We start from the raw sequence: 12,567 nt of genomic DNA, 5'->3' as shown, positions 1-12,567 counted from the left end.
ACGACACTCCCCGGCCCCCTCCGCAGGCCGCGCCACCCCCAGGTACCGCACGCGTGTCGTCGACCGACGTCCCCGCGAAACCAGGAGCTCCCATGAACACACCGCGTATCGACGTCGTGCACCCCGACGACCTGACCCCCGGGGACCTCGACCTGTGGAACGAGCTGCGGACCACGACCGCGGTCTCCGCCAACCCCTTCATGACCGCGCAGTTCACCCGCGCCGTCGGCCGCGTACGGCCCGACACCCGGGTGGCGATCCTGCGCCGGAAGCTCGAACCCGTCGGCTACTTCCCCTACCAACGAGGGCGATGGGGCCACGGCCGTGCGGTCGGCCTGGGCGTCTCGGACTGCCAGGGCGCCATCCTGCACCCCGACGGCGTACGGCTGGACCCGCAGCACCTCATGCGCGCCTGCTCCCTGAACGCATGGGACTTCAACCACCTCGAAAGCGGCCAGGGAATCTTCCTGCCCTACGCGACAGGCCAGTTCGCCTCACCCGTCGTCGACCTCACCCACGGCTTCGAGCAGTACGAGAACCACCTGCGCACCCACTCGCGAGGCTTCCTGAAGGCGACGCGGGCCCAGGAACGCCGCATGAGCCGACGCCTCGGTCCGCTGCGCTTCGTCCACGACGAGCGCGATCCCGCGGCCCTGCGGACCCTCATCGCGTGGAAGTCCGCCCACTACCGCAGGACGGGACGCCGGGATCCGTTCGCCCAGGCGTGGATCACCGAACTGGTGCACCTGCTCGCCGGCGCCACCTCACCCGACTGCTCCGGCATCCTGTCGGTGCTCTACGCGGCCGACAAACCCGTAGCCGCCCACTTCGGCCTCCGCTCCCGCACGGTCCTCTCCTGCTGGTTCCCTTCCTACGACCGCACCGCCGCCACGTTCTCGCCCGGCCGCATCCTCTACCTGCGCCTGATCGAGGCCGCCGCCGCGTCCGGTATCCACCTGGTCGATTTCGGCAGGGGCGACGCCCCGTACAAGAACTCCTTCAAAACAGGCGACCTCATGGTCCACGAAGGAGCCCTGCGCACACCCGGTCCGGGCGCGGCACTGCACTGGCTGCGCCGCGAACCGAAGAGGTTCCTGCACCGGTTGATGCGTGATCAGCCCGCGCTGAAGCGCGCGGCCGTACGCACCCTCCGGGCCGTGGGAACGGTGCGGGAGCGCTGAGGACGTCCGCGCTCCGGGACCGGGCGATGAGTGCGAGGTAATCGGGTCGGCGAACGTCGGCCCGCACTTCACCGCCCCCGGTGCCGAGTGGACGGAGTTCTGCCTTTCCGGTCGATCCCCCGAGCCATGGGAACGGCGTCCTCGACGGGGACCCGCCCAGGCCCGGGGGATCGAACGCATATGCGCGGTGCAAGGAAAAGGCAGAGCGAAAAGGCGTCCGGGCTTCGCGCGCCCCGATGTGCGCGCTTGATGCGCTCTGCCAACCGGAGCCGGAGGTACCTTACCTTCACACCGCAGGGCAAAAGGTGGTCAACCTATCACTCCGCAAGGAAGTGGAACGGGAAAACCGCGCCCACTGCATCCGTCCGGGAAAACCTTGTCGCTGTGATGGGGGAGCGTTATGGACATGCGCTACGAAGCGTATTCGTACGCCGACAAGATGTTCTACGACTCGCCGGTCCGATGGGCGACCCTTCAGGAGTTCGCGGCAGTCGGCGAGCCCCTGCCCCCCGGCTGGTCGGGCTCCGCGAGGGAGGTGTGGGTGGGCCGCCGGCCCACCGACGTCGAACTGCCCGACCAGGGCTGGAAGATCCACGTCTCCGCCTGCCCGGACAACGCGGAGCACATCCTGTCCGTCGTCGGCGCGTACTGCGTCCGGCAGCGCGTGGCCTACAAGTTCCTGCGCAGCCCGGCCCTGGTGCGGACGCAGAACGCCAAGTACGCCTCCCGTGGGTCCAGCGGCAAGTTCATGACCCTGTACCCGGTCGACGAATCCGAGCTGGAGCGATGTCTCACCGACCTCGACGAAGCGCTCGCCGGCCTGCGGGGGCCGTACATCCTCAGCGACCTGCGCTGGCGCAACGGGCCGTTGTACCTGCGCTACGGCGGCTTCACCGAGCAGTTCTGCCGGTCGGAGACCGGTGAACTCGTCCTGGCCCTGCGCGAACCGTCGGGTCGGCTCCGCCCGGACGTGCGGCGCGCCGTGTTCGAGGTGCCCGACTGGGCTCCCGTACCGGCCGTCCTGGCGCAGGCCCTCGCCGACCGGGCCACGACGAGCACGGCCGACTTCCCGTACACGGTGGAACGCGCCCTGCACTTCTCCAACGGCGGGGGCATCTACGTCGCGCGGCCCGCCGCCGGCGGCGACCAGGTGGTCCTCAAGGAGGCCCGCCCGGACGCCGGCCTCGACCAGCGCGGGGACGACGCCGTGTCGCGGCTCGGCAGAGAGCACGACATCCTGCGGCGCCTGGAGGGCGTACCCGCCGTACCGGCCGCCCTCGGCTACCTCACCGCCTGGGAACACCACTTCCTGGTGCAGGAGTACGTGCCCGGTGAGCCCCTGAACAGATGGTTCGGGCGGCGCTACCCTCTGGTCCACCCCGACCCCGACCCCGCGACGATCGAGCGCTACCGGGAGGAGGCGCTGGCCGTCCTCGCGAGAATCGAGGAAGGGCTGCACGCCATCCACGCCCGCGGAGTCGTCTTCGGCGACCTCCACCCGCGCAACCTGATCGTCCGCCCGGACGGACGGGTCTGCTTCGTGGACTTCGAACTCGCCTCACCGGCCGACGCCTTCGTCAGACCCGGGCTCGGCGCCGCCGGCTTCGCGCCCCCCGCCGACCTCGAGGGCTACGCGATCGACGAGTACGCGCTCGACGCCCTCCGGCTGTGGATCTTCATGCCGCTGCTCCAGCTGACGTCGCTGGACCCGGGGAAACGGGACCAGCTGACCCGGGCCGCCTCCAGACGATTCGGACTGCCCGCCCGGCCGGACCACGGCCGGACCTCCGCACCGCCCCCCGCATCCCGCGAACCCGACGGCCCGGCGGCGCTGTTCAGCGGCGACCGCGAGGACTGGCCGGCGCTGCGCGACTCCATGGCCGCGGCGATCACCGCCAGCGCCACCCCGGAGCGCGCCGACCGCCTCTTCCCCGGGGACCCCAGCCAGTTCACCCATGACGGACTCGGCCTCGCCTACGGCGCGGCGGGCGTGCTGTGGGCCCTGCACACCGTGGGCGCCCCCGTCGACCCCGACCACGTCGAATGGCTCCTGGAGGCCGTCGCACGCGAACCCTGCCGACCCGGCCTCTACACCGGTGCCCACGGCGTGGCCTTCGCCCTGGACCGGCTCGGCCACGCCCGGCAGGCGCACAACCTCCTCGACCGGCTCCTGGAGGACCCGCTCGACGGCCAGGGCAGCGATCTCGCCGGAGGACTGCCCGGCATCGGACTGACGCTGCTGCACTTCGCCGGCACCACCTCCGACGCCTCCCTGCACGCCTCCGCCGTCGGGATCGCCGAACGTCTCGCCGCACCCCTGAAGACCGACTCCGGCGGCCCGGCACCCGGTCGGCGTCCCGGCCTCCTGCACGGCCCCTCCGGGGCGGCCCTGCTCTTCCTCAGCCTGTACGACAGCACCGGCGACACGGGCCTGCTCGACCTGGCCGACCAGGCCCTCGGCCTCGACCTCGCCCGCTGCGTCCTGGGCGACGACGGAACCCTCCAGGTCGACGACGGCAGCCGGGTGCTGCCGTACCTGGAGTCGGGCAGCGCGGGCATCGCCGCCGTCCTGCACACCGCGCTGCGCCACCGCCCCGACCCGGAGCGACAACGCGGCCTGCAACAGATGCGCGGCGCCGCGGAGCCCGAGTTCATCGTCCAGCCCGGCCTGTTCAACGGGCGGGCGGGACTGATCCTGCTGCTCCATCTGCTCCAGGACGGCACCACGGCCCACCAAGCGGTGATCCGACGGCACATCCGGCGCCTCGTCTGGCACCTCGTCCCCCATCAGGGGCACGCGGCCTTCCCCGGCGAGCAGCTCCTGCGCCTGTCGATGGACCTCGCCACCGGATCCGCGGGCATCCTGCTCGCCCTCGGGTCGGCTCTCGCCGACACCCCGGCGCTGCCCTTCTGGACCGGCCGGCGGGTCGCGGCTCCCGCGCCCCTCGCCGTCCCGCGGACGCCCTGACCACCGCGGTACGAAGCGGCACCCCTCCCCGCGACGCACACCGTCGCGGCCCAGAGTTTCCGGCGATCGCCGGAAAGCACCCAGCACAGTGACAGGAGAGCACCATGTCCATCCTCAGCCTGCAGTCCCTGGAAACCCCCGAGGAGACCCTCGAGTACCTGTCGGTGCTCAGCTCCCTCTCCGTGGTCAACTGCACCAACAGCACCGTCAGCACGCTGCTGTGCCTGTAGTCGCACCGCCCGGGCCGTCCGTCCGCCCCGCGTTCGGATGACCTGGTGAACAGAGCCGGCCCGGGCTGAGGGACAGCCCGGGCCGGCGTTCTCGTGCCGCCCCGCCGACCGCCCGTCCATCGCCCGCAGGAGCCCCCGTATGGGACAGGACCACCGACAGCAGCCGCAGCGGAGCGGGACTTCCGATCGTACGGCCTCCCGCACGGCCGCACGCGGGGGCCGACCGCCGCGGAGCGGCCCACGGGACGGCGCCCCGCCGTGGGGGTGGCCCGCCCTCCTCGCCCTGTCCGTGGCGACGAGTTCGGTCGCCGCCCTGGCTCTGCCCTCCGTCCTCGCCGCGGCCGTCGACCACGCCCTGTCCGGTGGCGCCGGCCAGGGCCTCGTACCGCTCGCCGCCACCGTCGGGCTGCTCACGGCCGGCGAGACACTCGCGCAGTACGCGGGCCCGCGCGCCACCGCCGAGGCGACGGCACGGCTGCGCGCCGCTCTGGTGCGGCACATCATGGCCGCCGGCCCCTATCCCGCCCGGCGGACGGCGACCGGCGACCTGGTGGCCCGCCTCACCGCCAGCGCCGCCGAGGCCGGACTGGGCGTCCAGGCCGCCGTCTACGCCGTCGCCCAACTCGCCATGGCCGCCGGCTCGGTGCTCGCGCTGGGGCTGCTCGCCCCGGAACTGGCCGCCGCCTTCCTGGTCACGGCACCCGCGGGCTGGCTGCTGCTGCGCCGCCAGCTGCGGCACACCGTGAGCCGGGGCGAGGGCTACCAGAGCGCGCAGGCCGCCGTCGCCGCCCGGCTGCTGGACGCGCTGGCCGGCCACCGCACCATCGCGGCCGCCGGAACGGTGGAGCGCGAGATCGAGCGGGTCCTGCGGCCGGTCCCGGAACTCTCCCGGCACGGACGCGCCCTGTGGGACAGTCAGCGCCGCGTCGCCTGGTCCACCGGCCTGCTCGCGCCCGCGACGCAGATCACCGTGATCGCCGTCGCCGGCTACGAACTCTCCACCGGCGCGCTCGGGCCCGGCGACCTCGTCGCCGCGCTCGGCTACGCCACGCTGGGCCTCGGCGGCTTCGGCACCGCCCAGAGCCTCCTGGACCTCGCCCGCGCCCGGGCCGGACGGGGGCGCGTCCAGGAGGTGCTCGCCGTGCCCCGGCAGCCGCCGGGCCTGCGCGGCCTGCCACCGGGACCCGGACGCGTCGAACTGCGCGGGATCACCGTGCGCACCCCCGGCGGCACCGTCCTCGACGAACTGGATCTCGTCCTGCCCGCACGCGGCTGCGTCGCCCTCGTGGGACGCTCCGGCGCGGGCACGTCCCTCCTGGCGGCGGTGGCGGGCGGACTCCTGAACCCCGACCGGGGCACCGTGCTGCTCGACGGCGTGCCCCTGGACGAGATCAGCCCCACCGACCTGCGCGCCGCCGTCTCCTACGCCTTCTGCGACCCGCACCTCACCGGCCCCACGGTCCTCGACGCCCTGCGCGCCGCCGCCGATCCGCTCCCCGAGGACCGGGTCCGTGCGGCAGCGCGCGCCGCGCAGGCCGACGCCTTCGTACGCCGCCTGCCGGCCGGCTACCACACCCCCCTCGACGACGCGCCCCTCTCGGGAGGCCAGCGGCAACGCCTGGGACTCGCGCGCGCCCTGGCCCGCGACAGCCGGCTCCTCGTCCTCGACGATGCCACCTCCAGCCTGGACTCCGCCACCGAGGCCGCGGTCCTGCGCGCCCTGGACGACTCCCACAAAGACCGCACACGCCTGGTCGTGACACGGCGGACGGCCACGGCCGCCCGCGCGGACCTCGTGGCCTGGCTGCACGAAGGACGCGTCAGAGCCCTCGCCCCCCACCACGCACTGTGGGACGTACCCGCCTACCGCAGCATGTTCCGCGGCACCGAGGACGCGGAGGACGCGGAGGACGCGGAGGACTGACGAACGGCACCGAGGACGCCGAGGACTGACGCGCACCGACGACGCGGAGGACCGACGCGCACCGACTACGCGCAGGACCGAAGCGCACCGACGACGCGCAGGACCGACGCGCAGCACCGACGACGAAAGGACGCACGCCCATGGCGGACCGCACCACCGGCCCACCCCGCCCGGACCCGCGCCCGGCCGCCCGGTCCCTCACCGCGGCCCACGGCACCGCCCTGCGCCTGAGCCGCGACGCCCTCGCCCACAACCGTGCCGCCGCACTCCGGCTGACCTGGTGGACCCTGCTCTCCGCCACGCCCGCCCTCGTCTCCGGCAAGGCCCTCGCCCTCGCCGTCGACCAGGGCTTCCTGCTCGACCGGCCCCGCACGGCGGCGCTCGGACTGGGCCTGTTCGCCCTGAGCACCCTCGGCGGCGCCTGGGCGGGCCGGCAGACCTACCCCTGGCTCGCCGAGATCGTCGAACCGCTGCGGGACCGGCTGCTGCGCGACGTCGTCACGGGCACCCTGCACCGCGCGGTCGCGCCGGGCACCGCCCGGGACGACTGCGCGGCCGTCGCCGTCGCCCGGCTCACCCGGCAGGTGGAGGCCGTCCGGGACGCGCTCGCCGGGCAGCTGATGCTGCTGTGGCAGTTCGTCCTGACGGTGGCCGCCGTCGTCGCGGGCACCGCCGTCCTCGCCCCCGCCGCCGCCCCCCTCGTCGCCGCCCCTCTCCTGGTGGCGCTCGGCCTCTTCGCCGTCCTCGCCCCCGCGACCGTCCGCAGACAGCGCGAGGCCTTCGACGCCGAGGAGGCGCTGGCGGGCCGTACGGTCGCGACCGTCACCGCCCTGCGCGACATCGTCGCCTGCGGGGCCCACGAGCACGCGCAACGCGAGGCCCTCGACGCCGTCCGGGACCAGCTGCGCACCTCACGGGCCCTCGCCTCCGTGTCCGCGGTGCGGCGGCTGATCGTGGCGCTCGGCGCGCACAGCCCCCTCCTGCTCGTCGTCCTCGCCGCGCCGGGTCTGCACGCCCGCGGCATGACCCCCGGCGAGATCGTGGGGGTGCTCGCCTACGTCCTGGCCACCCTGGAACCCGCGATCCGCCTGCTGGTCCAGGGACTCGGCGCCTCCTGGCTGCGGCTGGCCGTGGCGGCCGAGCGGCTCGCCGAGGCCGCCCGTCGCCCGGAACCGCCCCCCGCCCCCCGCCCCGCCCTGCGGCCCGCGGACGGGTCGGCCGCGCTGTCGGGGATCGTCTTCGCCTACGGCCCGGAGGCCGAACCGGTCCTCGACGGGATCGATCTCTCCCTCGCCGACGGCGACCACCTGGTGGTCGTCGGCCCCTCCGGCATCGGGAAGTCCACCCTGGCCGAAGTGCTCGCCGGCATGCTGCCGCCCGACCGCGGACAGGCCGTCCTCGGCGGCGCGCCCCTCGACCACGTCGCCCGGCACGACCTGACCCGCGCCCGGGTCCTGGTGCCGCAGAACCCCTACGTGTTCGACGGCACCCTGCGGGAGAACCTCTGCTACCACGCGCCCGACACCCCCGACCACGTCCTCGCCGACGCCGTGGCGGAACTCGGGATGGACACCCTGGTGGAGCGGCTCGGAGGAGCCGACGGCCCGGTCGACCCGGCCGCGCTCTCCTCCGGGGAACGCGCCCTCGTCGCCCTGGCGCGCGCCTATCTCTCCGACGCCCGGCTGGTCGTCCTCGACGAGGCCACCCGGCACCTCGACGCGGCGGCCGAGCGGCAGGTCGAGGAGGCGTTCCGGCGCCGGCCCGGCACCGTCGTCACCATCGCCCACCGCATGTCCCTGGCCCGCCGCGCGGACCGGGTCCTCCTCCTGGACGGGGCCGGCGCGCGCGCCGGCACCCACGACACACTCCTGGCCGAAGTCCCGCTCTACGCCGATCTGGTGGGCCACTGGGGAACCGGTGCGGCCGGGGCCGACCGCACCGGGGACGGGTTCAGCAGCCCGGGCGCAGCATCAGATCGCTCATCGTCGCGTCTCGCGGCAGATCCAGCGCCGTGACCACGGCGGCCGCCACGGACGCCGGACTCATATGGGCCTCCGGCGCGTAGGGGAGACCGAACTGCCGGTGCAGCCTGACCTGCATGGGCGTGTCCGTCTCCCCCGGATACACGGTGGTGACCCGGATCCCGTGCGCGTACTCCTCCGCCCTCAGGGACTCGGCCAGCGCCTTCAGACCGAACTTGGACGCCGCGTAGGCGCTCAGGCGCGGCGGCGCGTGCACTCCCGCGCCCGAGTTCACGAAGACGACGTGTCCCCGGCCCTCGCGCAGCGCGGGCAGCAGCAGTCCCGTCAGTTCCGCCGGGGCGATCAGGTTCACCGCGAGGGTGTCCTGCCAGACCTCCGCGCTCAACTCCTCCACCCGGCCCGACTCCACCACCCCGGCCACATGCAGCAGCGAGTCCAGCCGCTCGGGCAGCACCTGCGCCTCCAGCCGGGCCCGCAGCGAACCCGGTGCGGACAGGTCGGCCACCAGGGTCCGGCTCCGCGGGAACCGGGCGCGCAGTTCCTCCGCCCGCGCCTCGTCCCGTGCCAGCAGCCACAACTCCTGTCCCCGCGCCGCGAACAGCGCCGCCACCGCCGCGCCGATGCCCGAACCGGCACCTGTGATGAGGTGAACTCCCATAGCCTGATACATACCCCAAATCAGCATCCCATGCCCTGGGGAGCGGGCGAGGGGCCATTCCCCGGGACCTGGAGTGGTCCTCGATGCCGAGCAGCTTGCCGCTGTGCGCGTTGCGGATCTCGAAGGTTCCGTCTCCCTGGTCGAGCAGGGTCCATCTGTGGCCGGCGGTGCCGTTGTCGGACCACTGGAGGACGGTCGCGTTGTCCGCCGTGGACATGTCCTGCACGCCGAGCACCTTGTTCGCGGCGCGCTCCTCGAAGGAGTAGCGGGTGTCGAGGTAGGGGGCGGTCGTGCTGCCGTGGGCGGCCGCGGCGTCGAGGGCCGGGACCGTTGTGACCGTGGTGCCGAGCAGGCCCAGGCAGCACAGGGCGGTGGCCGGTGTCCGGCCGACGGCCGGTGTGCGGCCGGTGCGGGCCGCTGCTGCTGTGCGACGCACGGGGGTGACCCTTCTCCAGGAGTGTGAGCGGGGTGGCACGGCCCTCGGTCGTGCGGTCGCCGTGGGGGGCCGGGTGGGGGCTTGGGTGGGCAAGTGGCGTACGCGACCGTGCGGTGCCGGGCTTCCGGGTGTGCCGGCACCGCACGGTGGTCGCTCAGGTGCCGATGTTCGGCTGAGGCCCGCTGTACTGCCGCAGCAGCGCGGGCACGTCCGCTGCCGGGTCGAGCGTGTAGGAGTAGTAACTGCTCGGCGTGAAGGTGGTGCCGTTGGTCTTCTGATCGCCCGTGCAGTTGACGAGCACGCTGCCCGTCTGGGTCAGTGAGGCGGCCGTCGTGTCGTAGGAGTAGGGGTTGTTGACGTTCTCGTAGTAGCTGTTCTCGATGACGGTCTTGGCGGCGCCGCGCGAGAGGTTGCCGTACGAGGTGATGTTCTGCAGGTAGTTGTTGTACAGGTGCGCCAGCGCGACGTTGTCGATGCTGGGGTTGCGCTGGTTGGTGTCGTGGATCCAGTTGTGGTGGATCGTCATGCGGGCGGTGACGTTGTCGGTCCAGCCGATGCCGAAGGCCTTGTTGACCTCGCCCAGTTCGTTCCAGGACACGGTCAGGTAGCTGGTGTCCTTGCGGCTGTCGATGAGGCCGTCGTTCATCCGCTCGATCCGGTTGTGGTCGATCCAGATGTGGTCGGCGGTGTCCATCTGGATGCCGTCGTAGTCGTAGACCTTGTCGTCCGGGTCGTCGTCGGTCATCCGGGTGTCGCGGATGGTCAGATTGCGGATGATCACGTTGTGGACTCCGGTGCCCAGGTTCAGGCCGCCGTTGACGATCTCGCCCGTGGTGCCGACGCCCACGATCGTCTTGTCGGACTTCACCGGGATCTCGTAGCCGTAGGTGGGCACGGTGATGGTCCCGGCCACCTTGATGACGTACGGAGCGGTGGCGGACGCGTACGTCACCAGGTCCGCGTACGTGGAGACGGTGACCGTGGTGCCCGCGGCGCCGCCGGTGGTACCGCCTGCGGTGGCGGCGAAGCCGTCTGCCGTGGACGGCCAGGTGCGGTCACTGACCGGCGTGAACGCCCACTGTTTGTTGGTGTTGTGGGTGCAGGTCTCCTGGATGACGGGGTTGCCGTTGGTGGTGGCGGCGTTGAGGTCGCTCACGCACAGGCCGCTGCCGACGTTGACGACCTGGTAGGTGCCGGTGCCGGAGGCGGTGAAGCGCCAGAGCTGGTTGGCGCTGCCGACGCAGGTGTACTGCTGGAGCTGGATGCCGCTGGTGGTGCTGTGGTCGGGGACGTCGAGGCACTTGCCGCTGCCGACGGACTTGAGCTCGAAGGTGGAGGAGCCGCGGTCGATGACGGTCCACTGCTGGTTGGTCTGGTCGGCGTGGCAGTTCCACTGCTGGAGGAGTGCCTTGTTGGCGGTGCTCCCGTCGACGACGTCCAGGCACTTGCCGCTCTTGGTCACCGCCAGCGTGTACGTCCCCCCGGCCGCCGGGGTGGCCGCTGCCGCGGGTCCCGCCGAGGCCCCGACGAGCAGGGCCGGCACGGTCAGCGCCAGTGCGACCGGCGCGGGCAGAAGCCGGCGCAGCAGTCCTTTTGTGCGTATGCGCGCGCGGCTCGGTCGCACCGGCGTGCTCCTCTCGGGTGAAGTCGTGTGGTGGTGGGTCACAGCGGGTTCCAGCCGTCGGTGCCCGCGAGGTACTTCTGCGGGGTGTAGTCGGCGGCGGCCGAGTCACTGAGCTGGGGCCGGTTGCTGTTCACGGTCGCGCCGGCGCCGGTGTTCCGGTACTCACTGAACCGGGCGTTCTGCCAGGAGTTGGACGACATGTTCACCCAGGGCTGGGCGGTCGCGATCGTGGAGCTGAGCGTCGACTCGCGGTAGAGCACCTGTGCGTCCGGGTACCACGGGCGCCCGAGCTGGGTGGTGTTACCGGTGGCACCGGTGATGTTCGACCGGTAGAAGAGGAAGCCGTACTGCTTGGCGGCGTCGGTGCTGGCCGCGGTGATCGGGCCGCCGGTCGTCCGCTTCTCGTAGATGTCGCAGTCGTCGAACACGATGGTTCCGCCGCCGAAGATGAAGTCGACCGTGCCCTCCACGTAGGAGTTCACCGCGTAGGTCCGGGCCGAGTTGTTCACCAGGAACGTGTCCTGGTCGCCCAGGAGCCGGACGTTGTCGAGTACGGAGCGGTCGGCGTTCAGATTGAGCGCCACGGCCTGGTGGCCCGACGTGGTCGAACTCTCGTCGAAGTCGTTCGAGATGGTCAGGTTGGCGGCCGTGAAGTCGTGTCCGTCGACGAACGCGGTGGCGCTGCCCGAGGTGCCGTACTCACCGGCACTGTGGTTGTTGACGATGACGGTCGCCGCCGAGGTCGACCCCAGCCCCCGCAGGGTGATGTAGGGCTTGTTGCTGGGTACGCGCACGATCTCGCGGTAGGTGCCGGGAGCGATGGTGATCTCCACGGGCTGGGTGTTGCCCGTGGGCACGGCGTCGATCGCCGCCTGGACGGTGCTGTAAGTGCCCGATCCGTCGGCGGCGACGGTCGGCTTGCCGGTGATCGGCGTGAACGCCCACTGTTTGTTGGTGTTGTGGGTGCAGGTCTCCTGGATGACGGGGTTGCCGTTGGTGGTGGCGGCGTTGAGGTCGCTCATGCACAGGCCGCTGCCGACGTTGACGACCTGGTAGGTGCCGGTGCCGGAGGCGGTGAAGCGCCAGAGCTGGTTGGCGCTGCCGACGCAGGTGTACTGCTGGAGCTGGATGCCGCTGGTGGTGCTGTGGTCGGGGACGTCGAGGCACTTGCCGCTGCCGACGGACTTGAGCTCGAAGGTGGAGGAGCCGCGGTCGATGACGGTCCACTGCTGGTTGGTCTGGTCGGCGTGGCAGTTCCACTGCTGGAGGAGTGCCTTGTTGGCGGTGCTCCCGTCGACTACGTCCAGGCACTTGCCGCTCTTGGTCACCGCCAGCGTGTACGTCCCCCCGGCCGCCGGGGTGGCCGCTGCCGCGGGTCCCGCCGAGGCCCCGACGGTCAGCACCGCCGCCGCCACCGCCGGAGCGGTGACCAGGCGTGCCAAGCGGTACAGCGCCGCTCTCGTTCGGTCATGTAGCGCTTCGAGCATGTGGTTGCCTCCTTGCAACGTTCATGCCTTCCCCTTCGGCCGCCGGCCGGGACGCCATCCCCCTGCGGCTCCATCCT

Annotated in this window: 8 protein-coding genes and 1 pseudogene; 5 read left to right on the top strand and 4 right to left on the bottom strand. The window is 72.4% G+C overall.

Annotation, left to right across the window (positions count from 1 at the left end; translation table 11 throughout):
* The first annotated feature begins 92 nt into the window (after positions 1 to 92).
* The 5 genes from ACFV9M_RS20370 to ACFV9M_RS20350 all read left to right on the top strand — a co-directional run bounded on the left by ACFV9M_RS20370 (position 93) and on the right by ACFV9M_RS20350 (position 8,318).
* Positions 93 to 1,181: a GNAT family N-acetyltransferase gene (locus ACFV9M_RS20370; protein ID WP_385068249.1), complete on the top strand. Its 1,089-nt coding sequence runs from the start codon at positions 93 to 95 to the stop codon at positions 1,179 to 1,181.
* 406 nt (positions 1,182 to 1,587) lie between these two features.
* Positions 1,588 to 4,149 carry a class III lanthionine synthetase LanKC gene (lanKC, locus tag ACFV9M_RS20365; RefSeq protein ID WP_385068250.1) on the top strand — a complete coding sequence of 854 codons (2,562 nt, stop codon included), beginning with the start codon at positions 1,588 to 1,590 and terminating at the stop codon, positions 4,147 to 4,149.
* Between the two features lie 104 nt (positions 4,150 to 4,253).
* Positions 4,254 to 4,379: a SapB/AmfS family lanthipeptide gene (locus ACFV9M_RS20360; protein WP_385068252.1), complete on the top strand. Its 126-nt coding sequence runs from the start codon at positions 4,254 to 4,256 to the stop codon at positions 4,377 to 4,379.
* A 289-nt stretch (positions 4,380 to 4,668) separates the two neighbouring features.
* Positions 4,669 to 6,303, top strand: coding sequence for an ABC transporter ATP-binding protein (locus ACFV9M_RS20355; protein ID WP_385068254.1), 1,635 nt, complete (start codon positions 4,669 to 4,671; stop codon positions 6,301 to 6,303).
* Positions 6,304 to 6,443: 140 nt separating this feature from the next.
* Positions 6,444 to 8,318 (top strand): ATP-binding cassette domain-containing protein, encoded by a 1,875-nt coding sequence (locus ACFV9M_RS20350; RefSeq protein ID WP_385068256.1) that lies wholly within the window; start codon positions 6,444 to 6,446, stop codon positions 8,316 to 8,318.
* Here the strand turns inward: ACFV9M_RS20350 and ACFV9M_RS20345 are convergent.
* The 4 genes and pseudogenes from ACFV9M_RS20345 to ACFV9M_RS20330 all read right to left on the bottom strand — a co-directional run bounded on the left by ACFV9M_RS20345 (position 8,254) and on the right by ACFV9M_RS20330 (position 12,490).
* Positions 8,254 to 8,943 (bottom strand): SDR family oxidoreductase, encoded by a 690-nt coding sequence (locus tag ACFV9M_RS20345; RefSeq protein WP_385068257.1) that lies wholly within the window; start codon positions 8,941 to 8,943, stop codon positions 8,254 to 8,256. The two genes, ACFV9M_RS20350 and ACFV9M_RS20345, sit on opposite strands and share 65 nt — an antisense overlap.
* A gap of 58 nt (positions 8,944 to 9,001) precedes the next feature.
* A pseudogene (locus ACFV9M_RS20340) lies at positions 9,002 to 9,184 on the bottom strand (RICIN domain-containing protein); the annotation flags it as partial.
* Positions 9,185 to 9,533: 349 nt separating this feature from the next.
* On the bottom strand, positions 9,534 to 11,003 hold the full coding sequence (locus ACFV9M_RS20335; RefSeq protein ID WP_385068259.1) for an RICIN domain-containing protein: 1,470 nt from the start codon (positions 11,001 to 11,003) through the stop codon (positions 9,534 to 9,536).
* A 38-nt stretch (positions 11,004 to 11,041) separates the two neighbouring features.
* The gene (locus tag ACFV9M_RS20330; RefSeq protein WP_385068261.1) at positions 11,042 to 12,490 is read right to left on the bottom strand and encodes a pectinesterase family protein; all 1,449 of its coding nucleotides are present in this window, start codon (positions 12,488 to 12,490) and stop codon (positions 11,042 to 11,044) included.
* Positions 12,491 to 12,567 lie beyond the last annotated feature (77 nt).

This window comes from Streptomyces sp. NPDC059895 (assembly GCF_042731035.1).
Taxonomy (GTDB): Bacteria; Actinomycetota; Actinomycetes; order Streptomycetales; family Streptomycetaceae; genus Streptomyces.
This window is presented reverse-complemented; position numbering and strand designations above follow the sequence as displayed.